Here is a 26,508-nt window from a genome sequence, read left to right on the forward strand (position 1 = left end):
CCTATCTTTTAACGATGTCTAAAATTGGTTTTTCAATGGCTGATAAACTATTGATTTCAGGTTTTAACAATTCAAATACAACAATATCGTTAGCACCTTTTTTTAACCATTCTGCCGGTAGGTACAGCGTTTGCTCGGGGCCAACGTTCCAGTAGCGGCCAAGGTTATGCCCGTTTACCCAAACTACGCCCTTGCCCCATTTACTCAAATCAATGTAAGTATCGGCAACCTTTTGCAAGTTAAACGTGCCCTTTTTAAAAGTTGGCAAATTGCTACTTGTAGTACCCTGTTTAAATGCAATTTGCTTGCTATCGCTTAACGGCAAACCAAACATTTGCCATTTGTTAATTTCGGTACCATTAAAAAACACGGCTTTGGTTATACCTTTTTTGTTTTGCAGCAAGTATTTACCAAAATTAATGCGGCCCATATTCTCCACTAAAATATCAAGCGTTACAGGCCCGGCAGGTAGTGTTAATGTTAGGCTATCCTGCTTTAAGCGCCTATCCAGTGTGCCAATGGTTTTACCATTCACCATTATAACGGCATAATCGCGCAGGTCGCTCAATTTAAGTACGCCCGTTTTTCCACCTTGTATTTTTGTGCGGTAAAGCACGTAACCATAATCCTGATTAAGATCTTCAAACGTTAGCGGGCTATCGCTTAACCTGCCTTTAGGCAAATTATCCAACACCGAAACGGCCTCATTAAAACCTATTGCCGCAATAGCCATAGTAGGTTTAGCCGCCGGAACAGCCGGAAGTGTTTGGCCTACCGGTAAATGCTTTTGTATCACTTCCCTAAACTTCATAAACTTATCGGTAGCATTACCGGCCTCATCAAGCGGGGCATCATAATCATAGCTGGTTATTTGCGGCTCGTAAGGTGAGCGGTCGTTATAGTTGGCACCATTCATAAAAGCACGGGTTGTACCGCCATGAAACATATACATGTTGATGGATATACCTGCGGCAAGCACGGTATCTAAACGGCCCACATACTTTTCGGCAGCAACGGTATGGTGGCTTGCTCCCCACCAGTCAAACCAGGCCGGATACCATTCGGCTATGTAATAAGGGCCCTTACCGTTGTGGTTCTCGTTAATAATTTTTTTAACCTTGGCGGGATCATCAACACCATTTATAGCGGGCATTAAACCGGGCAGATGCCCGTTTTTAACATCGGCACCGGGGTCGCAGGTAATATAATAAGCCATCAAAACCGGCATCTTTAAACAATTGCTGGTTAAGGGCCAAATAGGCTTTATCGCTCCCATACGATCCGTATTCGTTCTCAATCTGCACCATCAGGATGTTACCGCCATGGTTAATTTGCAAAGGGGCCAACTGCTTGCCTACCTCGTTAATATACTTACGGTATTCGGCAATATACTGCGCTTCCATACTGCGCACCACCAATCCCTTTTCATTTTGCAGCCAGTAAGGGTAGCCGCCAAATTCCCATTCGGCACAAACATAGGGGCTTGGGCGCAGTATCACCCAAAGGCCCTCTTCCTTGGCTATTTTTACAAATTCGGCAACGTCGTTATTACCACTAAAATCAAAATGACCTTTTTGGGGTTCGTGCAGGTTCCAAAACACATAGGTGCCAATGGTATTGAGGCCCATGGCTTTGGCCATTTTCATACGGGCGCGCCAGGCCTCGCGCGGAACGCGCGGATAGTGCATTTCGCCCGATATCATCTGGAAGGGTTTACCATCAAGCATAAAGGCTTCATCGCCCATGGTAAAACTGTGCTGCAAGGGCTGGCCATAAATATTAACACTAATGGTTACTATCAGCACCAAAAAAAGTAAAATGCGGTTTTTCATTGTTAACATTGGTTATTTAGCTGTTTCGGCAGATTTTTGTTTGTAATACTTTTGCAAAATATAAAAGGCTTTCTTTTTATTGCCTTTATCATCATAAAACCCTTTGCGGTTCCAGCCTTCCTGGTACAGGGGATTATTGCGCTTTGGCGAACGGAAATCGGCAAGTACCCAGGGCGACAGGCCCACAAAATTATCGGGCATGCGTTTTAGCATATCTATTTGTTCTTTAAAATACCATTCCTGAAACTCTTCGCTAAAACGGGTAAGCGAATCGGCGTGGAAACCGCTTTTGCCTTCTGCACCGGTTTCGCTTATAAACATGGGTTTATTATAAGGCGTGCCCCAATTGGTGGTGCGGCATTTATCGGGCAGGCCGCCATACCAGCCCAGGTATTCGTTAAACGCAACCAGATCAACAAACTCACCCAGCGGATCGTCAACCATATTTTGATTTTTAAGCGCGCCATAGTTAACTTCCAGTGCTGCCGATACCAGCCTTGTACTATCCAATTGTTTGGCTTTGATAATTAAATTATGCATAAAATTAGTACGGGTAGTGCTTATAGGAGTTTCGTTGCCAACCGACCAGATGATTACACTGGCGCGGTTATGATCGCGGGTTATCATTTCGCCAAGTTGCGACTTGGCTTTGTTTAACACCTCGGCGTTGCCGAAATCTATCGTCCAGTAAACCGGTATTTCCGACCATACCAATATCCCCAGCGAATCGGCCAGGCGGGTCATTTTTTCATCATGAGGATAATGTGCCAGCCGCACCATATTACACCCCAGTTGGCGTGCCTGGCCCAGCAATTGGGCGGCGTCTTGCTGGCTATATGCGCGCCTAACATCCTGTGGTATTTCGCCATGTATACATATACCGCTCATAAACAATGGCTTGCCATTTAACAATAGCTTTTTCCCAAAAGCCTCAATTGTTCTAAAGCCTATCTCATCTTCGGTTTTATCTGTACTGGTGCTTACAATAACCCGGTAAAGTTTAGGCGCCAACGGGCTCCATAGCTTTACCTGCGCGGGCAATTTAAAATTAAGCGGAATAAGGGAGTCGGTAGTTGTAAATTGCTTTGTTAATTTAAGCTCGGGTATGCTTACGGTTACGGTTTGTGCCGCTAACGGCTGATGATCTAACTTTATCCAACCCTCTACTTCGGGCTCCTTTGATGGCATTACCCCATTATGCGGCTTTTTAAGCTGAATCATGAAATCGCGGATAAAAGTGGTAGGCACCTCTACCAGCGCTACATCGCGGGTTATACCACCATAGTTCCACCAATCGGTATTTAAAGTTGGCACCTCATCGGCATACCGTTTGTTATCAACCTTTACTACTAAAAAGTTGCCCGTATCTTTCAATAAAGCGGCAGGCACTTCAAAATTGAAGGGTGTAAAGCCGCCTTTATGCATACCTAATTTTTTCCCGTTAAGGTAAACGTCGGCACGGTAGTTTATGGCTCCAAAGTAAACGTAGTATTTATTGCCGTTAGGCTGCTTTTTATAATCAAATGTTTTTTGATACCATATGGTGCCTTCATAAAACAAAAACTCAGGCTTTTGATGGTTCCAGTCGCCGGGTACTTCAATGGTATACTTATCGTTATAACCATGTTCTTTTTTCGCGGTTTTATTGGCAGGGATGCCGGTGTTCCAATAAGCATCGCCGTTATCCTCTTTAAGCTCTTTATACCTGTAATCGTAAAAACCGGTTTCGTATGGGTCCACAATATAGTGCCAGCTACCATTAAGGCTTAATGTTTTACGGTTTTTAATATTGGTAATTAAATTACCTTGTGCTTTAATGCCCGCGGTAAAAATAAGCAGCAGCAATAGCGTATATGTGGTTATTCTCATCATCATCTTTATTTATCAAAAACATTCAGGTCCCGGTTGTCAAACCAGCTTATCTCCTATTATCACCTTTAAAAGTTATGGGCAGCCGCCTTTTGGGCGGATAATGAAAACAGCGTACCCACCAAAATTAAAAGCCTTGCCAATATTAATGTACGCGCTGTCAATTTCATTTTTTGGTGAGGTCTTTATATCTTTCCAGGGCCTCTATAAAATAGTAGTCGGCATAAGTTAGCGGTGTGTCTACCTCGGTTTTGTTTGGCATGTGCCCCACACTGTGTTGTAATATAAAACCACCATTGGTGCCTGCTGCCGCCATATAGGGCTTTGCCGACAGGTTGCGGATAATAGTCTCGGCGGTTTTGAAATATAACCCACCTGTTTTGGCATTGTTATAACCGCACAATTGTAAAAATGCAGACGCCATTACTGCTGCCGCCGAAGCATCGCGCAAAGCACCTGGTATATTGGGTGCATTATAATCCCAATAGGGTATTTTATCTGGAGGAAGGTTAGGGTTAGTAAGTATAAAACTAGCAATATGGTTTGCCTGGTCAAGGTATTTTTTATCCCTGGTTTGGGCATACATCATGGTGTAACCGTACAGGCCCCAGGCCTGCCCCCGCGCCCAGGCCGATTCATCGGCATAGCCTTGTGCGGTGCGCCGGTTTTTTATCTGGCCGGTAAGCGGGTTGTACACCACAACGTGGTACGAACTATAATCGGGCCTAAAATGGTTATGCATGGTTGTATTGGCATGCGTTACCGCAATTTTGTAAAAACTGCTATCGCCGGTTACGTGGGTTGCCCAAAACAACAGTTCGAGGTTCATCATATTATCGATGATAACCAGATACTCCGATTTTTTAGAATCCCAGGATTTTATGCAGCCAACTTTAGGGTCAAACCGCGACGCTAAAGATTTTGCACTGTTAATCAATATTTGTTTATACGCCGGTTGGGGTTCAAACTTTTCGGCATTCCCAAAACTGCAATACATCATAAAACCCAAATCGTGGGTACTGGTATTGTATTGCTCTTTAGCCAAAACAGCCATAATGCGGTTAGCCTCGGTAAGTAAGGCGGTATCGTTAGTTTGGTGATAAAGGTAAAGCAGTGTGCCGGGGTAAAAGCCACTGCACCACCAGCCCGAGTTGCTGGTTTCAAGTTTAGCCGAATCGGGATAATAACTTTTAGGAAACCTGTTGGGTTTCAACTCCAATTGTTTAGCTAATAATTTATACTGGGCGGTTGCGTTTTTATAATCTTTATCAATGGTTTGCAGCAGGTTTTTATCAGCCCTAAAGCTAACTTTTTGCGCTTGCGTTTTGGTAAACACCAGTAAGCCTGCAACAAAGCAACTTGTTAATATAATTTTTTTTACCGTAATCATGCTAATTATGCTGTTCATGTTTTTTGGGCTGCCATTCTAATACCTGCACATCTTCGGGTGGGTTATTGGCCCGGCCTTCGCCATCCACCTGCACCACCTTTTGTACAAACAGGTTCAGTATCTTTTTTTCGGCCCAAAGGCCAGTGTCATAACTCGGTTCCCAGGCACCTACCGAAAACGTTGTAAGGTCGGTCAATTGCCAGGTATTTGCATCCAGATCTTTATTTATCGCCATAGAAACCTTGTCGCCACGCTCTTCATCCCTAAAAATAAATGCAGCCGCTTGTTTTTTACCGTTGCGCCAGGCTATAATTTGCGGCCTTGATATTGGGATGCTTTTTGTGCCTCCCCCGCTTAAACTAAACGGGCTGTGGCGGAAACCAAGTTTGTTTACTTTCCAATCAGTACCGTTAAAATAAACCAGGTGATATTGCGGAACGGTTTGCCCAGCATCGCGCCAGTAGGTTGCAATATAGGGATTGCCCGCACCATCGGCAAACATGGATGTTTGGTTTATCAACTCGCTATGCTGCGGTATTTTGCAGGCATACTGGGCCGTGGCAGCGGTAATTGGTAAGGTATAACGCTCGCCGTTAAGCTTTTGCCAGGTTAAACCACCATCTGTTGAGCAGGCGTAGCATAAATCGTGATTACTTGATACGTCCGGACTTTCGCGCCATACCCACGACAGGTGAATGTAACCTCGCCCATCAATGGCCATTTGCCAATACGCATTACGCTTGCCTTCGCCATCAATCATACCATCCTGAACCTGTAGCCAGCTTTTTTGTTTTACACTGTAATGGTTAAGCATTAAGTTACCATTGCCTGATGCCCCATCGCGATACAGGAATAACAAATCGCCGCCGGGCAGTTTATAAAATTCTGGATAGCTTACTTTACCTTCCTTTTTGCCCGTCATGGCTATTTTAGCCGTTAAGTTTAAACTGCCGGGTGCTATGCTTTTGGCATAATTTAACGGGTTGTTATGCTGCCCCCAGGCCAAATGCAGGTAGCCATCGCCATCAACTATAATACTGATTGATTTATGGGCGTCGGTAGCATCGCCCTTAAACGCTGTACGTAAGGTTTGCCAAACCGGGCTGCCATATTTGCGTTTGGCAAGCACTACAAACTGGCTGCTATCATAATAAGCTGCATACTGCTGGCCCTTAAAGGCAATTAAAGAGTTTTTGCGAAAAATAACCGCATTAACCGAGTTATTTGCCCAGCCATTTTTTGCTATAGTAACCATACCGGCATTTTGTGCAAACGCAACAAAGCTTATGCAAACCAACAAGGCCGGCACTATACCATATTTAAAAAAAATCAGCTTCATTAAAAACCAAAAGTATGCTTAAATTAAACTTTATTTACCATATTTTTTTACTGGTAAACCCTTAAATAAGCTACCTTAAAACGGCACGGAAATTTGCCTACCGCCTGATTATTGGATAAGTAAAACAAGGCCATTATTGGTAAATTTATTTTGCAGTTATTACCTACAGTTAACAGCATTTTAACAAGTTTTAATATTAAGCATATTTTGCTTGCTTCCCGAAAATAAAAAAGCCCACAATTATTTGATTTGCAGGATTTTATATTTTTTTGATAGTAGTATTAACTGTGAGGGACGAAATACAACCCAATTTTTTATATTATTGGTTTATAGCAATTAAACTACCGTGAGATAATGAGCGCCACAGTCGCTTCCTCGTTTTACCGCTGCTAATCTTTACACAAAGGTGTAAAACATGGTTTGGCAAGGTTGCCAAACTAGTCGTAACGGAAGGGCTCGAACCTTCAACTGCTGCCGTCCAGCGCGCTACTAATAAACTACTTAACCGGCGTTGCAACGCCGGGTTTATTTAACTATTAACTTGATCTTATTGCCGGATAAAGAACGTTTATGCAAGCCCGGTAATACCCCACAAAGTTATAGTGCTTATGTTAGGCTGATAACAATTTTACGTTACTTTAATAAAGGCTTTTGATATTGAGCAGGGTACTCCACACGCCGGGTAATATCAGTAAATCTACCGTCGGCGTGCTGCTGGTATACTTTTTTTAGGCTAATAATTAATGCCGTTTTCCTGTTAACCAAAGCTTAATATTAATTTAGTTAACAAATAATAATACATGTTTAGTATTGCTAAACACATGATAATCTCAAAAATAATTCACGTCCGCAAGCTCATTAATTTATCATGGGCTTGATAATCACTCTTCGCGAAAAGGCATTACGCCTATCTGCCAGGTTAACCAGCTTATTAATAGGCATTTCGGCATTTGGTGCCTATACCAGTATGTACGCGTTTCGCAAAGCATTTTCTGCAGGCACTTATGCGGGTCTGCAATACGCTCATATCGACTATAAGGTATGGCTGGTTATTGCCCAGGTAATTGGCTATACATTTAGTAAGTTTTATGGCATCCGGTTTATTGCCGAAGTTAAACCGGCTAAAAGAGCCATTTATATTATCACCCTCATTGGCATTGCCTGGCTGGCACTTTTGTGCTTTGCTTTAACACCGGCACCTTATAATATTGTTTTTATGCTGGTTAACGGGTTTCCGTTAGGGATGATATGGGGACTGGTATTTAGTTACGTAGAGGGCCGCCGATCTACCGAGTTTATGGCAGCTATTATGTCAGTAAGCCTTATTTTTGCTTCGGGCTTTGTTAAAACGGTTGGAAGGCTGCTCTTAACCGCGTATCACATTAGTGAATACTGGATGCCTTTTGTTACCGGGCTTTTGTTTGTGTTGCCGCTGCTGCTATTTGTTTTATGTTTGGAAATTGCACCTCCGCCCACTGTTAAAGATATTAAGTTACGCACCTTGCGAAGTGTGATGAATGCTGCCGACAGGCAGCGTTTTGTAATCAATTTTTTACCAGGTATTATACTAACCCTCATAATTTATGTGCTGCTAACTGTAATGCGAGATGTACGCGATAATTTTGAAGTGGAGATATGGGCAGGCCTGGGTGTTAAAAGCAATACCATTTATACCAATATTGATACTACAATAGCCCTTATAGTTTTATTTTTAATGAGCTTGTTAATTATTGTACGCAACAACCTTAAAGCCTTTGCCCTAATACATGGCTTAATTATTACCGGCTGCATATTGGTGGGCTTAGCCACACTGGCCTTTAACCTGCACCTTATTGGCCCCGTAGTGTGGATGACTTGCGCGGGGCTTGGTTTGTATATGGGCTACATCCCTTACAACGCCATTTTTTTTGAACGGATGATAGCCTCTTTCCAGGTGAAGGGTAACGTGGGCTTCATTATGTACATAGCCGATTCTGCCGGTTATTTAGGTAGCGTGAGCGTATTACTAATTAAAGAATTAGGCCGGCCCGGAATTAGCTGGAGTGCATTTTTTAACGAGGGAGTAATGGTTGTTTCGTTAATAGGCGCAATAAGTGCAACCTGTTCACTACTATATTTCGCCGGAAAGGCAAAAGTAAAACATACAAAACCAATCGCAATAAGTTATGAATAAACCGTCGGCTATAGTAATAGGTGCAGGCATTGTGGGCTTGGCTACAGCAAGGGCCCTGGCTATTAAAGGGTACCAGGTTACCGTTTTTGAGCGTAATGAACGCAGTGTAGGTGCATCCATCAGAAACTTCGGAATGATATGGCCTATAGGGCAACCAGAGGGAGAGCTGTACAACAGAGCCGTGCGCACACGTGCCGTATGGAAAGAGATTTGCCTGGAAGCAGGTATTTGGCACAACGAGGTTGGCTCGCTCCATTTAGCCTATCATGATGATGAGTTGCAGGTAATGGCCGAGTACGTTACTCTAAACAAAGCAAACCGCAATTGTGATTTGCTAAACCCGGATGAGGTATTAAGTAAAACCGATGGAGTTAACACAAACGGCATGAAAGGTGCCTTATGGAGCCCAGCCGAGATGATTGTTGAAGCCCGCCAAGCCATAGCCCAGGTGGCGCAATACCTGGAACAAAAACACGAGGTAACCTTTAATTGGAACACCGTGGTTAACAACATAACCCACCCGGCGGTGTATGCCGGAAAGCAGCACTGGGAAGCAGATGAAATTTACGTTTGCAGCGGAGCTGATTTTGAAACCCTTTACCCCGAAGTTTTTGCCGAAATTGAAATTACCAAATGCAAACTGCAAATGATGCGCTTTGAGGCGCAGCCGGATGGGTGGCGCATGGGCCCGTCGCTTTGCGGCGGCCTATCCATGATCCATTATACGGGCTTTCAATCTGCGCCCTCTTTAAAAAAATTAAAAGAACGTTACCAGCAGCAATATGCCGAATATTTAAAGTGGGGTATCCACGTTATGGTATCACAAAACCATAACGGCGAATTAACCATTGGCGATTCGCACGAATACGGGCTAACGCACGAGCCTTTTAATAAAGACTTTATTAACCGTATGATACTTGACTACCTGGACACCTTCACAGCATTTAAAAATCAACACATTATACAAAACTGGAACGGCGTTTATCCTAAAATGACGAACGGACAAACGGAGTTTGTTTTTAGTCCGGAAAGCGGCGTTACCATTATCAACGCCCTGGGCGGTGCCGGCATGACGCTGTCTTTCGGCCTCGCAGAAGAGATTATTGCCGGCGTGTACGAAATTAAAACCAGCCCATTAGCAGCTACAAAATAATATTCTAATGAAAAGAAGAGATTTTGTAAAAGGCACCGCATTAACAGCAATAGGTGCAAGTATGCTTAGCCCGCTCGAAGCTTTCGCGGATAGCAAACCGGTAACTCATCTGGAAAGTGAGGATGTTTCGCCGTTGGCCAGTCTTAATAATGGTTTCCCGATGAACTTTTTGGCTATAGGCGATTGGGGCCGCAACGGCGAGTACCACCAGTTGGAAACAGCCAAACAAATGGGGCTTTGGGCAGCAAGCTATCCCAATGATTTTAACATATCTGTTGGCGACAATTTTTATCCCAAAGGCGTAATCAGCGAGAATGATCCGTTATGGCATTATTCTTTTGAGAACGTGTACACGGCACATTCTTTACAGGGAGATTGGTTTCCGGTATTAGGAAACCACGACTATGGCTCGGACCCCGACGCGCAAATTAGGTACAGTAAGATAAGCAGGCGCTGGAACATGCCTGCACGTTATTATTCAAGAGAAGTTTCTCTAGGAAAGGGAAAAGGCAGCGTACTTTTTGTTATGCTTGACACAGACCCAATGCTTTTTGACGAAAAAGCAGATTATACCAACAAACAAATTGAATGGCTAAACAACACACTTCAACAGGCTTCGGCCGATGTTAAATGGAAAATTGCAGTGGGCCATCACCCCTATCATTCCGTTGGCCCGCGTATAGACAATTACGATACCTTAACGATGAGGAAAAAGCTCCCTTCCATATTTGAGCAACATAAGGTAGACGTTTACCTATCGGGCCACGAACACTCTTTACAGCATTTAAAACCAGAGGGTTACACGCATCAGTTTATTTCGGGGGCCGGGTCCGAATTAACACCCGTAACCGCAGGTGTGTCTTACACCCGCTTTGCAGCTTCGGAAAACGGATTTATGTATTTTTCGATCGATTCGAACACCTTAAATGTAAAAGCAATCAATTTAGAAGGCAAGGTTTTATATCAAACGGCGATCAAAAAATAGCTGCAAAAAATAAAAATCTAAATGCCATAGTAAACTTTGTTTCATGTTGCTACGCATCCCGATATTAAAAACGGCACCCATAAACCATTGCTACTTGTTAAACGGGCTAACATTTCCACAAAGAAAAAGCTACAGACTTTAACTACCAACGCATTTTTACCAAATTAGAAGACGAAACCTACAGTTTTAGCGCAGGAAATTCTGTACTATTTGATGGCCGCATACCGCATAAACCACAAAATACCGGTACAACCAATGCCACCATGATTATCGTTTATTTTTTTGAAAGCTAAACGACTGTAGCTATTTAATAACATAAATTTAACATACTTTAAACACTACAATTGTAAACATTGTTTAATTTAACTAAACAATATTTACAGGGTAATTTGGTTGAAAAGGAAAATACAATCGATAAAATTGACCATGCCTTTAAGTTTGCCAGTGAGCGTAAAGTTGTAAGAGCAGGCATTAAAATAAGTTAATATTTTTTACAAAAATCATATAAAAACAAATGAATAACATCAAAATGGTTGTTTTCGACATGGCAGGAACCACTGTTAACGAAAACAATGTAGTTTATAAAACGCTTAGGAAAGCCATTAACGAGGCCGGCTTTAATTTTACTTTAGATGAGGTACTTGCGCAGGGTGCAGGTAAAGAAAAATTGCAGGCTATTAAAAGTGTTTTAAATGTATATGCTAACAATACTGATGATGCTTTGGCCAATAGCATCTACCAAAACTTTATTGTTCAACTGGCCGATGCTTATGCAAAAATAGAAATTTTTGAGCAGGCTAATGCCAGCCAACTATTTGCAGCATTAAAAAAAAGAGGTATCCTGGTGGTGTTAAATACAGGGTATAACCGCCAAACTGCCTTATCATTAATATCAAAATTGGGTTGGCAAACCGGAGTTGATTTTGATGGATTAGTTACGGCTACCGATGTAAGCAAAAACCGGCCAAACCCGGATATGATATGGCATGCCATGCAACAGTTTAACATAACAGATGCTAAAACTGTTGCCAAAGTGGGCGATTCTATTATTGACATTGAAGAAGGGAAAAATGCTGGCTGTGGGCTTAATATTGGCATTACAAGCGGCGCACACACTTCGCAACAATTGCAAACTGCCAATCCATATAAAGTAATTGATAATTTAATAGAACTGTTAGCCGTGCTAGACAATCAATAATGTTTTTTTGTTTACCCATCCAAGTACACAATAGTTTAAGTTGATGGTTACAATTACTAAGGTGCCACCCGTAAAAACAACAAAAAGTAAAGCAAAATTTGTGCATGTTTAATACACCAAACCTCAATTAAAAAATCAAGCAAAACAAGCCCATTTTACCTTGTGTGGTTTGTTTGATTAAGGCATTCTTAAATTTAGGGAAGATACTTTCACCCTCCTTGTATGTTAACTCAAGCAAATAATACATCTCATTAAATTAACATAACGCGCCTGTTTTCGGCAATAACCAAGCAAAAAATAAACCCAATGTTACTATTAAGTTACCAATTTTAACAGCGGTAAAAAACTCAGATTTGCTTCAGATTTCGAGTTGTCTATTTGCGGAAACTTAGGTCTAAAACATGAAGTACAACTACTCATTCTTAAAATTAACATTGCTTTTTTTCCTGGTCGCATCGTCGTTTTTAGCCCATGCGCAAACCATAAAAGGCAAGGTAACTGATGCTGAAACCAGGGAACCCATGGTGGGTACCACTGTGGTATTAAAGGAAACCGGTAAAAGCCAATATGTAAGGCTCGACGGTTATTTCACATTTAAAAATCTTAAACCTGGCGAATACAATTTGGAATTTCGTTTTGTTTCTTACAAAACCAGGCAGGTACAGGTAAAGGTAGCTGATGCCCAAATTACAACGTTAAACGTTGTTATGGAGCCGGTAACAAACCAGTTGAACTCGGTATCAGTTGTAGATAACGGGTCATCTAATGATAAACGGTCCAGAACGATAGAAAAAAATTCAAACCAATTAGTAAACGTTGTTTCGGCACGAAACATAGAGCTATCGCCAGATATTACGGTGGCTAATGTGATGCAACGCGTATCAGGTGTTACTATCGAGCGAAGCAATTCGGGCGAAGGCCGTTACCCTATCATCCGCGGTATGGATAAACGGTATATTAATACACTTGTTAATGGCATCAAAATTTCCAGCCCCGACAATAAGAGCCGCTTTATCCCACTTGATCTTTTCCCTGCCGAGTTATTAGAACGCTTAGAAGTAAGCAAAACGCTATTACCTTCAATGGAAGGTGATGCCATTGGCGGTACCATTAACCTTGTGATGAAAGATGCGCCCTCTAAAACCTTGCTGCAGGTTAACGCTGCCGCAGGTTATAATGCAATTTTCGCAGGGCGAAACTTCGAACAGTTTGACCACTCATCAATCAGCAAAGCAGCGCCAAGCGAGGTTAACGGAAACAGCTACGCTGCCGTCCCTACTGATTTTCCTAATCGGAATTTACATTTTTCTAATAAAACCAACCCTATCAATACTAACTTTGGCTTTACCTTCGGCGATCGTTTTTTTAAAGACAAAAAGCTTGGTTTTATAATTTCAACCAGCTACCAGGATAACTTTACCGGTAACAACTCTACTTATTATTTGCCCGCCGCACAGCCTAACGTAAATAACGTACCCAACTTTACCGATTTGGAGGCACGTACCTATTCAACCGAAAGCCGCAGAATTGGCGTGAATAATAAGTTTGACTATAAATTTAACAACAAAAACAAAATATCGTTAGTGAATGTATTTGTAAGGCTTGATGATTATCAAACCAGAAAAATAAGCGATACTATCGCATTAAATTCACTTATCGATGCCTTATCAAGAAGCAAGTGGCAGTACCAAACTATCTACAATTCATCATTACAGGGTATTCACCAACTCTCTGATGGTTTGAAGTTTGATTGGTCGTTAGATTATTCACAGGCTAATAACCACACCCCAGATCAAGCTGAATTTTCACATGAGTACCAAATTGTTGCTTCAACTGGTAGTACAGATAAATTGCAAAGCATGAGCCGCATTTGGTCGCACAACGGAGATGTTGACTACTCTGCCTATTTTAATTTAACTGATAACTTTAAATTGTTAAACCGCAAGTTTGAGTTAAAATTTGGCGGTATGGAAAGAAATAAAACCCGTACCAGCTATTATAATTCATACAGCTTAACGCCCACGGTAGTTGGTGCCGTTTATACCAATATTGATAACGCAAGCTTTACATTTAAAAATACAGGCGCATCATTATTTAGCCCCGACGGTAACAATTACACCTTTATAGAAAACGTAGGTGCCGGATATGCCCAGGGCAAATGGGAACTTACCGATAAGTTAGAAGCACTGGGTGGTTTACGCATTGAGTACACCAAACAAAACTACGATACGCAATTATCAAACTCGGTGCCGGCAAGCTCAGGTATAATTAACTATACCGATTTTTTACCGAGCGGTGTGTTAAATTACAAAATAAAAGAAAACGAAGATATTAAGTTATCATACTACAAAGCCCTGGCACGCCCAGCCTTTGCCGAATTAATACCCGACGGCCAGCCTGGCGAAGTTTACAAAGAGCAGGGTAACCCACTTACCCTAAACCATACAACGGCCGATAATATTGACTTGAGATATGAGCTGTTCCCGAAAAACGCCGATGAAATATTGATTGGTGCGTTTTACAAAAAAATTCACAATCCAATTGAATATGCCTTACTTAACCCGAACGATCCGAGGCTGGCACAAAACACCGGGGGTACTTCGGCTATTTTAGCACCGGTAAATAATGCCAGTGCCACCAATTACGGTTTTGAAGCCGTGTTTACTAAATATTTTGGCCCCTTTGGCGTAGTTGCAAACTACACGTATACCAAATCGCAAACCACCACTTCAAAATATTATGTTTACCGAAGCGACGCGGGTATCATTACCGTTAGATCACAAGACGAAACCACTCCCCTACAAGGCCAATCAGACCATATCGGCAACCTGGCATTAATATACAAGAACCAAAAATTAGGCGTAAATGTACAAGGTGCCTTTGTATACACAGGCCAGCGTATAGCCTTTGTTAACCCGGCTTACGGCCTTGATTATTGGCAGGCCCCAACCGAGCAGCTCGACTTTTCTATCGAAAAAACAGTAGGCAAACACTTTTCTATCTATGGAAAAGCTAACAACTTAACAAATACACCTTATGTGTTAGAGTTGCACCAGTCGTACAACAACTACCTGGCAGCTCCAGGTGGAAGGCCGCTTGCCTTGCAAACCGATGCAAACAAGGTAATTACAGTTCAAAAAGACAATTTTAAAACAAGCTACCTATTCGGTATGCGCTATAAATTTTAAGCATTATGAAAAGGACACTTTATATACTTACGGCCCTGTTAATGGCCACATCTGTTTTGTATTCCTGTAAAAAAATAGCAGATTACAAAAATTTATCAACTGCCGTAGTACCGGTAGTGTCGCCTATAAGCGAGGTAGGCTGTTTAACGCCTATAGGCACAGCTACATCTGTTGCATTAAACGGAACTATGCTTGCAGGTAAAACTTATAACGTTTGCGGCAACGTGCTTGTGGGGGCAAAAGATACCTTAGTTATTCAGCCTGGTGTTACCATTAACTTTAAAGGTAACTACGGTGTGGGTGTACACGGTACATTAATTAGTTTAGGAACCAAAGAAGCACCAATTTATTTTACCCATTTAGGAACGGTTAAAACCGATCAAATTGGGAATAACGCGGGTGTTGATTCTGCCTATATAGGCAAATGGACAGGCATTATTGGTGCTGCCGATTGTAACAAGATCATTTTAAAATGGACCCACATCGAATTTGCCGGGGCCGCTACAAGCGGTGATATTAAAGTTTTATCGGGAAGCCCATACCCGCTTTATTTTCAAAACCCTAATGGCGCTGTTGTAATGGAAGATTCGTGGATTTATGGTAGCGTTGATGATGCCGTGCGTACCGTGGGCGGCAAACTCGAATTTTTCCGTAACACTTTTGAAAAATGCGGATATACCGGCGGCGAGGCATTGAATGCCAAAGCCGGAACCATAGGCGATTTTGCTTATAACCTTTGTATCGGTATAGCAACCAATGGGCCAAAAAACTCCAACATATCGGCAGCTCCCGGTGTACCGGGATCAAACATCCGCATGTATAACAACACCATTGTTAATTGCGGTTACCGCCGGATAGCTGCCGGACGCGGCGGATCATTAAATTTTGAGCAAGGTGCTGCGGGTAACGCTTATAATAACATTATTGTAAACTGTAAATTCGGTTTACGCATTGTTCAATACCCTATAGCAGATACCGCCAACATCCGTTACGGTTATAACTATAGCTATGCCGATTCGGCATCGGTTGCTAATCAAATTTATCCATCGCAGGCCATAAGTACAGCCATCACCAGTGCTATGCCAACAGATGTTCCGTTACCTTCAACATTTTTACCTTCTGGTTGGATGCCGGGCAATACCTACACAGCTACCCCTGCAATTATAGGTGCCAACAACCCGCAATTTATTAATGGCCCCGTACCACTGCCTGCCGGTGCAAAACTACGAGACATTGTTACGGTGGGAAGTTATAATTTCAATTTGAAACTTACTTCGCCTTACGTAGGCAAAGGGTATACCAGCTTTATGCCTTACGGGCTTGAAAAAGGCACAGTACCTGTGGATGCCAAATATGGCGTAACGGAGTATACGTTACCGGGTAAGGATATTGGTGCCTATCAAACCAACGGCACGGGTAACCAGCATTTTTAAGATATTAAAACTATCCTAAATAAAGCTTAGATAGTTTGGCCGCGAGCCATGGGCAACAATGCTTAAATTGCTATGGAATTGCAACTATACCGATGCATGGTGGATGGATCAACAAATAGCAACTGATGGCGCGGTTTAAGGTTGTTTAAATTAGCTTACCTTAATTGTGTATAAACATAACAACTTAGCGTTGCTATGTTTATACACAATTTTTTAGTTTAAGCTGTATACAACGCTCAACCTGGCACTTACGCCAAATTAGTATTGGTGACAAATAAATTGAATTATTTAAGCATTACCTAAACAATGCAAAAAAGCAATTTGCCCATCTCAGGCTTATCTATTTGGTGTAGTCTATAAAATATATCTGGCAACGTTTTTATCATACTAAGCAATTTAGTGAGGGACCAAACGGGTATAATTAGCTTTTTTAGTTTTTTTGCGCTTGCCCCACCATATGAGAAAGCCTGTTATAGGAAGTGACGCGCAAACGAGTGATGCCAATAATGCCAGCAACTGAGTCGGTAATCCATAAATTCTTCCTGTATGAATATCCTTATTAGAGTTGCGCCATTTTAAGCCCAATGGTTTTTTCGCATGTTCCAGTTCATCAAATAACTCACCGGTTCGGGCATCAAAATAGTAATAACTTAAATTGCGCCACCCGTCTGTTCGGTTTTTCAGGTATACAAAAGCCATCATGGTGTGCTCGCTTTTACGGGGTAGATTAAGGCCTATCACCCGGTAGTTACCCTCAAGTTTATGCTGTAGCGTGGCAAGCATCAGGTCGAGGTGATTCCCCGTGGTATCGGCCGTGGTAACCGGCGGTGCCTTGCGGACAAGCACTACCGGTTTTTTAGATCCAAGCATTTGATAGATACCGTTTTCCCACCATTTAAAAGACCAGGTAAGCCCGGTAACCGCTATAACAATGGCTATGGGTAACACATAAAAGCCAAGGCTGTTATGCAAATCGTAGTTTACCCGTTTCCATTTGGCCCCCCATTTAATGCTGATACTTTTTACAAGTTGCTTTAAGTTTTTAGGCAGCCACAAAATGAAGCCGGTAATGAGCATCACCAAAAATATTAATACGCAGCAACCTATGACTATGCTGCCAACAGGTTTAACCAGCAGCAGTTGCCTGTGCAGTTGCTCGGTAACGTTAAAAAATTCGTAACGCACGTCTATCACGCCCAGCACTTTCCCGTTATATGGGTTTACGTATACGTCGTCCCGGTATTTAAACTGGCTAAAATAACTCAGCGTAATATCTTTAGCCTTATTGATTTTACTTGCCGAAAATACATAACTGTGGCCATCCTCATTTATCCTCACATCGGTAATGGGCTTGCTTTTACCTAAGGTTTGCTGTGCAATGGTCATTAATTCAGAAACGGCTTTTGGCCGGCCTGTTTGTTTAACTTCTACCAGGTCCCGGTGGAAAAAGTCAAATAGTTCGTCTTCAAATACAAGCACGCAACCTGTTACCGAAATAATTACGATAACTATACCGATAGCCAGCCCCAGCCACAAATGTAGCCAGGCCGCAACTGCTTTAAACCGTTTCCAAAATTGCATAGCCCTTAGTTGAAAGTGTAAGTTAAGGTTAGCAGGTAGTTGGATGGCGCGCCGGGGAACAACCGTATATAATCATACCCGCCCACCCAGTATTTTTTGCCAGTGAGGTTATTGGCGTTAAACTGCAATTGCACTTTGCCGATGTTGTAGAATAAGGCGGCATCAACCAACGTGTAAGACGGTATACTTTGCGTTACATTGATGGAGAGCATCCGTTTGTCTACATAATTAGCTCCTAAACCCAGGCCCAGGCCGCTTAACGTTCCATTTGTGATATTATAGCGTGTCCATATATTGGCCATATTTTTAGGTGCGTTTGGCTTTTGCTGCCCAACTTCTGTAGCGATACCGCTTTCTGTTATCTTTGCATCATTGTAAGCATAAGAAGCCAGTATGCTCCAGTATGGGGTAATCCGGCCGGTAATATCAAATTCAAAACCTCTCGAACGTTCTTTACCTACAGGCCTTAACAAGTCAGGTTGGCCAGCTACATTAGCATTATACAAAGTATTGTTCTGTTCTATCTGGTAGATAGATGTGGTGATAGAAAGCCTGTCGTCCAACCAGCTGCTTTTAGCCCCAAGCTCTATCATGTTACTGGTTACGGGGGCAAATGGCCCGCCGGCGTTAGGATTGGCTAAGGTTGCTGCCGTTTGAGGATTGTACCCCATAACATAAGTGCTATAAATATTGATGTTTTTAGATGCCGAATAAACCAGGCCAAACCGGGGTAGCCAGGCACTCGAATGCGTTGCCTCTTGTGTTGGCGAAGCATAGTTTACAAAATCGGTATAGTACTCATAACGTATGCCAACCAGGGCTTGCAGGCGGCCAAGCTTTAACTGATCTTGCACATAACCGGCATTGAGGTAATAATAAGTTGGCGACAGTGCAGTTGGCGCGAAAAAGGACTTGCTATCGTCCTGCAGACGCTGGGAGTTTAAAACATCATTCAGGTTAAACGATGCCACATTAGGCACCGGGTTGCCTTTGGTATCCCTCAAATATTTAAGGCTGTCTTTGGCAACGTAATTGGCAATTGTGCCGGTATTAGACGCATTCCGGTAGCCAGATGCGGTGAGTTGCGAAGCACCAACAGGCATTTTCTCGCTGCCGTAATCGTAGCCTACTACTATTTTATGCTCAATTGGGCCTGTTTTTTCGTTGTAGTTAAAGTAACCGCTAAAATTGTCGATGTAGCGTTTTCGCTTGCGCTGGAAAATCTGCATGGCAACCAGGTTAGGTATATCATTACCAAGCTTATCTTTTGCATAAGCATTAGCGCTGCGGTGTTCATAAAGATCTTCCTGATAGCCTGTTTTAGAGTAGGCCGCATTAAAGCTTAATTTGCTGTTAAACTGGTGATTTAAAGATAGCGTAACAATATAGGTCTGCTCATTCAAAAAATCATTGCCGGCACTTAACGCGAGCGACTGAGGGGTTGAATAAAGATCGTTGCCAATTACCGCCTGCCCGCGATCGAGCCTACTGTGAGAGTTATTGTATACCAAATCAAAATTGATGCGTGTTTTAGGCGAGGCGATAAAAGAAAGCGAGGGCGCAACGATAACGTTTTTATCAAATTGAAGATCCCGGAATGAATTGGCATCCTCATAACCAAGGTTTAAGCGGTATAATAGCGAACTATCTTTATTGGCCGGGCCCGTAAAATCGGCAAGTGCCCTGAAGGTATCGAAACTGCCCATAGAAAGGCTGATCGATTTCCGGGTTTCATCAAGCGGTTTTTTGGTTACCCGGTTTACCACGCCGCCAGGGCTTGCATTACCATACAAGGCAGACGAAGGGCCTTTGAGTACTTCAACACGTTCAAGGTAGTTAGTGAGCGGTTGCTTCCAGAAACCGGTACTGGTACGCAAACCGTTTACCAGTTGTGTATTGCTTTGGCCGTTAACGCGGAAGCCCCTTATGGTGAGGTCATCGTAAAAAGTAAACTGGTTAACACCACTAAAGTTTTTAACCACATCGCCTACACGTACGGCACCCTGATCGGCCATGAGCTCTTTACTGGCATAGGAAACCGATTGGGGGAGATCCTTAATATCTGTTTCGGTTTTATTACCTATAAAGGTTGACTTGGTTTTGTAGGTTTTTTCCTTTCGCCCGGTAATTTCCACACCCTGTAATGGATTGCTGCCTGAGGTTAACAGTACATTAAGTTTCAGGTTAGCTCCCTGAGAGATTTCTATTTCTTTGTTTACGGTGTTAAGCCCTATATAGGAATAGCGCAAGATATATTTACCCGCAGGTAACTGTAACTTGTAAGCCCCGCTTGTGTTTGTTGCGGCTGATATTGTTGTACCTGTAACCAATACGGTAGCGCCAATTATACCTTCCCCGTTGCTGTTTTGGATATAACCACTAATTATTGCGGGGGTTGCGCCTTGCTGAGCATAAGCAAAAAGGGATGAAAGAAGAATTAAAAATGTAAACAGTGTAGTAAGTTTATTTTTCATTTATTTAGACTAATTAAAAATAATACTGCAATTATAGCGATTTTTTTAAATGTCTACCAAAAAAAAATTGTAGAGAATCTGTATATCCATTTCCACCGTAAACAGCGGCGCGATATTGCGACCGTAAGATTTTAATTCTTCCTGTGGCTGACAACGACTTAAATTTTTGCAAAAAAGGTATCAGAGAGTGGATAAACCACACCTGATTAACCCCGTTTGGCCAATTTAAAAACAACCACCTTTAGTGCTTAAGTTCAGGCTTTTATGAAAAGAAAATAAATCGGCGAAGAGGGGCCAGTGCTATCGGTTTATCCACTCTGACTATCATTCCCGCAGCCAGCAATGCAGACCGGGGGAAATCATTAACTGTTTGTGTGACAGATTACGGAAATTTATGTAATAACTATTTTGATAAATATTTTATTGAGGGTTAACAAGGTTGATATTCATTGTATGGTTTCTATTTCCACATCGGGAATCAATCTACATTACTTTTTTTATAGCGTAATAATGCTTCCAAAAAGTAATAGTCGGCGTAAACCAAGGGTACATCAATCTCGCTATGCAAAGGATAGTTCCCTACGCAATGCATCAGTAAAAAATGATGGTTACTGCCCGGCTTGGCCAGGTAAGATTCTGATGCTAATTCCAAAAGGATTTGCACAGCGGTATTTTTATAAAAGCTATTCTTAGCTCCTGAATATTTACATAGCTCAAATAAAGCCGAACAAACAACTGCCGCCGCAGACGCGTCCCGGGGTGGAATTTTATATTCTGAAGCATTGTAGTTCCAATTAGATTTAAAACCTGGTTTATTGACATCAAAATCCCAATATGGTATCTTGTTTTGAGGTAGGTTTTTATGATTGATAAAGTATTCTGCCATTTTTTGAGCCACTATTAAAAAACGCTTGTCTTTAGTTTCACGGTAGGCTACCGTGAAACCATAAATACCCCAGGCCTGCCCCCGGCTCCAGGCCGAATTATCAGAAAACCCCTGATTGGTTTCCTTTGTTTTTACTTTCCCGGTTTTAGAATAGTAGTTTACCACATGATAAGCGCTATAATCAGAACGTAAATGATTTTTCAAAGTTGTTAGCGCGTGATTTATGGCAATCGTTTTAAATGATGGATCTCCGGTTACCTTGGATGCGAAAAACAAGAGTTCCAAATTCATCATATTATCAATAATAACAGGGTAATCAAATTTAGAATGGTCTCTCCAGGAGGTAGCATCATCCCATGATTTAATGCATTTTACAACGGGGCTATACCTCGAACTTAGTGATTTGGCAGCCTGGATAAGCACATCTTTATAATGCTTTTCCCCAGTTAAACGATAAGCGTTGCCATAACTGCAATACATCATAAAGCCAAGGTCGTGTGTAAGGGTATAGTTTTTAAGGGGTTCTAACGAATCGGTTAATCGTGTAGCCTCTTTCCTTAAGGTATTGTCTCCGGTCGCTTCGTAGGTATACCATAAATTACCGGCAAAAAAGCCGCTGCACCAATCATATTTATTAACCAATCGTAAAGTTCCATCAACATTTACCGACCGGGGAAAGCCATTACGATTGCCTACCTCGTTTATCATCCCCAGCATTTGCTGTTTGGCTATACCAATGGCCTGCTGCACCAGCAAACTTTTATTAGTACTGTTTTGAAAGCCGCAAAGCATAATAACTAATAAATAAAGGCTTCTGTATTTAAAAATGGATGTCATTTTTTTTGATGGTTTTTTTTTAAAAGTTTAATTTACTCTCCGTATTAAGGCAGGTTGACGATTCCTTTACTATTATGCTGGTCGGCAGGTTCAATCATTACCGCGCAACCACCTCCGGCGGTGAGGTTCATTTTTATCATCGATAACGAGGTTACTATAAACCTATCCACCTTAACCGCCTGCTTTATAGCTGTCGCTTTGTCGTCTTCGGAGTAAATAGTGGCAATATATTTTTTACCAGCCTCTAAAAATGTTAATGCATATTGTAGCTCACGAGCATCATTGTTGGTTAAACTCCCTATAAACCATGCATTGCCAGAGCGCCGTGCCACTGTAATGTATTGCCCTATTTCGCCTTGAACAACGTGGGTGTCATCCCAAACGGTAGGTATCTTATCCCAAAATTCCAGCTCGAGTCCGGCTTTAATCTCATAGGGCTTATCATACCAGTACAGCGTTTGTAAGGGGCTATAATATACTGCAGCCAAAGCAAGTTGGTGTGCGCGGCTTGTTTTTATTCGTTTATCATAATAACATAAAGTATAATCTGCCGGTCCGGCAATAAACCTGGTAAATGGTAATATGGTGTTGTTATTGGCATCGGGCATTTGTTCGTTGCCTCTTACGCCTTCTTGCGTTAATTGATTGGGATATGTTCTGGTGTAACCCGATGGCCGGTACTCATCATGAATATCAACCATTAAATGGTGCTGCGCACATTTCTGCACAGCATCATGAAGCCATGATATGGCCTGAAATGTTCCAGCTCTAACAAATCCAAATTTAATACCGGCTACACCCCATTTTTCATATAGGGGCAAAATGTCATCTAACTGTGCATCCAAGGCAACACGATTAACATAGAGCCATATGCCTATATGCTTTTCTTTCGCATAAGCCAAAATATCTGGTAGGTTCAGTTCTGGTTTGGGCTTTGTAGCATCTGATAGTTCTTTCGACCTAAATTCTGCACCGTACCAACCAGCATCCAGTAAAATGTATTGAACATGATGTTCATATGCATAATCTATAAGTTTTTTACAGCCTTGATAAGAGAGGCTTACCTCCCTTATCATTTTGCCTGGTTTTATCCATTTAGTATCTTTTATCTGGCTAGGTGCATTCAGGTTCTGCACCAAAAAATTATTTTCCAAAAGCTTGCCCGGTTTTTCGGCAATCAATACATAGCGCCAAGGGCTTATTAAACTGCCGTTTTTGCTATCGGGAACAGCACTCTGCAGGTTGCAAAAAATTGTATTAGGATTTTCTGCTTTAACCGAATATTTGATGATGGGGAAGTTAATTTGCGCAGCTTCTCCCAAAGCAACATATAGGGTGCTTTTAAGTTTAAGGGTTAATGGCCCTTCAGATTGTCCTGGCCAATTTTTTAGCGGAAGGCACATGTATGGGCTTTCTACCGCGGGCTCAAACCAAGCCGTAGCTCCTTCGGGAAAGGTAAATTGTGTATTGTCTGATGTAACGGGGAAGTATCTCTCTGCTTGGTTGATTTTAGGAAATTTGTAACGTAATGCAAACCCCTCGTTATAGGCCCTGAAAATTACTTGCAATTCATCGCTGATACCCACTTTATTAAGCGTGATAATTGTTTGATTATATTCATCTTTAATGTTATTCCGTTCGGCGTATAGCGGTTTCCATGTATTGTTGACGTGGGAACTAAGAGCGCTTTTGATTTGCAGATCGTTATTCCAAATACCAATTCCCAGCTCAGATGGCAAAATAACCTGTTCTGCCCTGCTAGCAACCGAATAATAGAGTTTTGATACCCCGGCTGCATCCTTTTTAATAAAAATTGCAACCTTCAAACCTTCATCTGGAGATTTTACAACTATGTTTTCAATGGTTTGCGCTAAGCAGCCTAAGCTTGTAAAGCAGCCTAAAAGTGTGCTCAATACCAATTTGAGCAGAACTTGATTTGTTTCTTTCTTCATTGCATTAAAATTTAGATAAAATCTCTTTTCCGGTTTCCCATCATGAATTTCAGTGTACCGCCATTCATAATATCTTTATGATTTATAAATAGCCCATGATATACTTTACCGTTTAAATAAACTTTCTGAACATACTTGTTATGCTTTGATAATCCTTCGGCAGTAACCGTAAATCGCTTATTATCCGTAACCCGTATTGAGATATAGGGTAGTTGAGGTGCGCCCAAAACATATTGCCCGCCTACGGGGTTTACCGGGTAAAACCCCATGGCAGTAAACACATACCAGGCCGACATTTGCCCGCAATCATCATTGCCCGACAAGCCATCGGGTTTATTTAGGTAAAACTTATCGTTGATCTCGCGAACCAACTCCTGTGTGCGGCTTGGCTTATCCAGTAAAGCGAACAAATAAGCTACATGATGACTCGGCTCATTGCCATGTGCATACTGCCCTATCAGGCCTGTAACATCACTTACAAAGCCGCTCCCTTGCTGTACCGGTTTTAATTTGTATAACGAGTCGAGCTTTTGTGCTGTTTTTAATTTACCGCCCATTGCACCGGTAAGCCCGGTAAAGCCATGCTGAACAGACCAGGTATATTGCCATGCGTTCCCTTCGGTATAGTCTCCTCCGGCATCGCCCGCGTGTGAAAGCTGAAAGCGGTTAAAAGGTGTGCGCCATTGCCCTTTAGAATCTTTGCCACGCATCAAAGTACTTTCCGGATCTATCAAGTTTTTATAGAAATCAGACCGTTTTTTGAAATAAGCATATTCTTCGGTTTTACCCAACGCTTTCGCCATTTGAGCGGCCGAATAATCATCATAAGCATATTCCAATGTTCTGGATACAGATTCCTCTTTTACGAGGTCGAAAGGTAGGTATCCATATTTATTGTAGATGTCCCATTCCGATTTTGGGTGGTTAGTGGTTAACGATGAATTGATTGCGTTGAAAGCTTTTTCGGCGTCGAAACCTCTAAAACCCTTTAAATAAGCATCTGCAATAACGGGGACGGCGTGGTTTCCTATCATGCAAAAATTCTCTTTTCCCCAAAGTGTCCATATCGGTAAATAACCTTGCCTGTCAAAATGCATAAGCATTGTGTTGACGAAATCGTTTACTTTTTCGGGTGCTAAAATTGTGTACAGCGGGTGCGCGGCGCGGTAAGTATCCCATAACGAGAAGGTAGAGTAGTATGTTTTTGAAAGGCTTTTATACACCTTGTTATCAGCACCACGATACTGCCCGTCAACATCGGCAATATTGTTTGGCTGGATAAACAAATGGTATAACGAAGTATAAAAACTAACTTTTTGATTTGGAGTACCTTGCACTTCTGCTCGTGATAAATACCGATCCCAGGCTTTTACAGCGTTATGATGTATTTCCTGAAAATCCCATCCCGGAGATTCGGTTTGTAAGTTGTTTTTTGCACCCGCTATGCTAACGCACGATATACCTATTTTAACCTTAAGCTTTTCGCTGGGCTTTAAATCAAAATCAAACACATACCGGGGGGCCTTGTCACCTGCTGTTTTTGGTAAAAGTGTTGTTTTAAAAATAGGCTTGTTAAATATAATTACGTAGTAATAGTTTCTGTCAACCCATTGTTTTACCCGGCTGTAGCCTACAATAGCATCGTCGCCCTCAAACGTTACTTTATTCTCTATCACATGCTCATGTAACTGCTTTTGTGACGATACCAGGCCTGATTGTAAATCAACCAATAGTTTGGCTGCGCCTTTATTGGCTGGGTAGGTGTATTGATGGAAAGCGGTATGTGCTGTAGCGGTTAGCTCCACTTTAACATCAAAATCACTTAATATTACACTATAATATCCCGGGCTTGCTATTTCAACTTTTTTAGCATAGGCACTATGGTAATTTTCACGTTCGGTTGATCCGGTAAATGGCTGAAGCAGGATATCACCAAGATCCGGAACTCCGGTTCCGTTGAGATGTGTTTGTGCAAAGCCCCATATTTTTTTATCCTCATAGCGGTACCCCGAGCAATAATCCCAGCTACAATTACCCGTTTCGGGGCTTGCCTGTATCATTCCGAAAGGCACAGTTGCACCAGGAAAAGTATGGCCGTTATCGGCAGCACCTATAAATGTATTTACGTAACCAGTTAACGATTTTTGACCGTTTTGCGACTTTGAAGCTAGGGCTGCAAACAGCAAAAACAGCATTAAACTTATTTGTTTTTTCATGA

General features: G+C 42.0%; 18 protein-coding genes. 8 read left to right on the forward strand and 10 right to left on the reverse strand.

What is annotated here, in order from left to right:
* Nucleotide 1 precedes the first annotated feature (1 nt).
* The 5 genes from BDD43_RS23460 to BDD43_RS23475 all read right to left on the reverse strand — a co-directional run bounded on the left by BDD43_RS23460 (nt 2) and on the right by BDD43_RS23475 (nt 6,430).
* The gene (locus BDD43_RS23460; RefSeq protein WP_262707432.1) at nt 2–1,216 is read right to left on the reverse strand and encodes a beta-galactosidase; all 1,215 of its coding nucleotides are present in this window, start codon (nt 1,214–1,216) and stop codon (nt 2–4) included.
* The gene (locus BDD43_RS30905; protein WP_262707433.1) at nt 1,176–1,832 is read right to left on the reverse strand and encodes a beta-galactosidase; all 657 of its coding nucleotides are present in this window, start codon (nt 1,830–1,832) and stop codon (nt 1,176–1,178) included. Before BDD43_RS30905 ends, BDD43_RS23460 begins: the two co-directional genes overlap by 41 nt.
* 12 nt (nt 1,833–1,844) lie before the next feature.
* The gene (locus tag BDD43_RS23465; protein WP_246001766.1) at nt 1,845–3,707 is read right to left on the reverse strand and encodes a glycoside hydrolase family 2 protein; all 1,863 of its coding nucleotides are present in this window, start codon (nt 3,705–3,707) and stop codon (nt 1,845–1,847) included.
* A gap of 160 nt (nt 3,708–3,867) precedes the next feature.
* A complete protein-coding gene (locus BDD43_RS23470; RefSeq protein WP_170158825.1) occupies nt 3,868–5,109 on the reverse strand; it encodes a glycoside hydrolase family 88 protein in 1,242 nt (413 codons plus the stop codon).
* Complete coding sequence (locus BDD43_RS23475; RefSeq protein ID WP_121200295.1) at nt 5,093–6,430, reverse strand: BNR repeat-containing protein; 1,338 nt, start codon at nt 6,428–6,430, stop codon at nt 5,093–5,095. Before BDD43_RS23475 ends, BDD43_RS23470 begins: the two co-directional genes overlap by 17 nt.
* Before the next feature lie 868 nt (nt 6,431–7,298).
* On the opposite strand from BDD43_RS23475, the gene BDD43_RS23480 reads away from it, so the two are divergent.
* The 8 genes from BDD43_RS23480 (at nt 7,299) to BDD43_RS23505 (ending at nt 16,560) form a co-directional block, all read left to right on the forward strand.
* Nucleotides 7,299–8,603, forward strand: a complete 1,305-nt coding sequence (locus tag BDD43_RS23480; protein WP_121200297.1) for a DUF5690 family protein — start codon at nt 7,299–7,301, stop codon at nt 8,601–8,603.
* The gene (locus tag BDD43_RS23485; RefSeq protein WP_121200299.1) at nt 8,596–9,756 is read left to right on the forward strand and encodes a TIGR03364 family FAD-dependent oxidoreductase; all 1,161 of its coding nucleotides are present in this window, start codon (nt 8,596–8,598) and stop codon (nt 9,754–9,756) included. Before BDD43_RS23480 ends, BDD43_RS23485 begins: the two co-directional genes overlap by 8 nt.
* A gap of 7 nt (nt 9,757–9,763) precedes the next feature.
* Nucleotides 9,764–10,741, forward strand: coding sequence for a metallophosphoesterase (locus tag BDD43_RS23490; RefSeq protein ID WP_121200301.1), 978 nt, complete (start codon nt 9,764–9,766; stop codon nt 10,739–10,741).
* 152 nt (nt 10,742–10,893) lie between these two features.
* Nucleotides 10,894–11,034 carry a cupin domain-containing protein gene (locus BDD43_RS31125; protein WP_394339639.1) on the forward strand — a complete coding sequence of 47 codons (141 nt, stop codon included), beginning with the start codon at nt 10,894–10,896 and terminating at the stop codon, nt 11,032–11,034.
* A gap of 60 nt (nt 11,035–11,094) precedes the next feature.
* The gene (locus BDD43_RS30910) at nt 11,095–11,226 is read left to right on the forward strand and encodes a hypothetical protein (RefSeq protein ID WP_262707434.1); all 132 of its coding nucleotides are present in this window, start codon (nt 11,095–11,097) and stop codon (nt 11,224–11,226) included.
* Between the two features lie 29 nt (nt 11,227–11,255).
* Entirely contained in the window at nt 11,256–11,939 is a 684-nt protein-coding gene (locus BDD43_RS23495) for a phosphonatase-like hydrolase (RefSeq protein ID WP_211339724.1), read from the forward strand.
* A 401-nt stretch (nt 11,940–12,340) separates the two neighbouring features.
* On the forward strand, nt 12,341–15,127 hold the full coding sequence (locus BDD43_RS23500; RefSeq protein ID WP_121200303.1) for a TonB-dependent receptor: 2,787 nt from the start codon (nt 12,341–12,343) through the stop codon (nt 15,125–15,127).
* 5 nt (nt 15,128–15,132) lie between these two features.
* Complete coding sequence (locus tag BDD43_RS23505) at nt 15,133–16,560, forward strand: hypothetical protein (RefSeq protein ID WP_121200305.1); 1,428 nt, start codon at nt 15,133–15,135, stop codon at nt 16,558–16,560.
* Nucleotides 16,561–16,956: 396 nt separating this feature from the next.
* Here the strand turns inward: BDD43_RS23505 and BDD43_RS23510 are convergent, their stop codons facing one another.
* The 5 genes from BDD43_RS23510 to BDD43_RS23530 all read right to left on the reverse strand — a co-directional run bounded on the left by BDD43_RS23510 (nt 16,957) and on the right by BDD43_RS23530 (nt 26,506).
* Nucleotides 16,957–18,141 (reverse strand): PepSY-associated TM helix domain-containing protein, encoded by a 1,185-nt coding sequence (locus tag BDD43_RS23510; protein WP_121200307.1) that lies wholly within the window; start codon nt 18,139–18,141, stop codon nt 16,957–16,959.
* Nucleotides 18,142–18,146: 5 nt separating this feature from the next.
* Complete coding sequence (locus BDD43_RS23515) at nt 18,147–20,615, reverse strand: TonB-dependent receptor (protein ID WP_121200309.1); 2,469 nt, start codon at nt 20,613–20,615, stop codon at nt 18,147–18,149.
* A gap of 478 nt (nt 20,616–21,093) precedes the next feature.
* A complete protein-coding gene (locus BDD43_RS23520; protein ID WP_121200311.1) occupies nt 21,094–22,338 on the reverse strand; it encodes a glycoside hydrolase family 88 protein in 1,245 nt (414 codons plus the stop codon).
* Between the two features lie 44 nt (nt 22,339–22,382).
* On the reverse strand, nt 22,383–24,290 hold the full coding sequence (locus BDD43_RS23525; protein WP_121200313.1) for a glycoside hydrolase family 97 protein: 1,908 nt from the start codon (nt 24,288–24,290) through the stop codon (nt 22,383–22,385).
* 11 nt (nt 24,291–24,301) lie between these two features.
* A complete protein-coding gene (locus tag BDD43_RS23530; protein WP_121200315.1) occupies nt 24,302–26,506 on the reverse strand; it encodes a GH92 family glycosyl hydrolase in 2,205 nt (734 codons plus the stop codon).
* Between the last annotated feature and the right edge of the window lie 2 nt (nt 26,507–26,508).

The organism is Mucilaginibacter gracilis, from assembly GCF_003633615.1.
Taxonomy (GTDB): domain Bacteria; phylum Bacteroidota; class Bacteroidia; order Sphingobacteriales; family Sphingobacteriaceae; genus Mucilaginibacter; species Mucilaginibacter gracilis.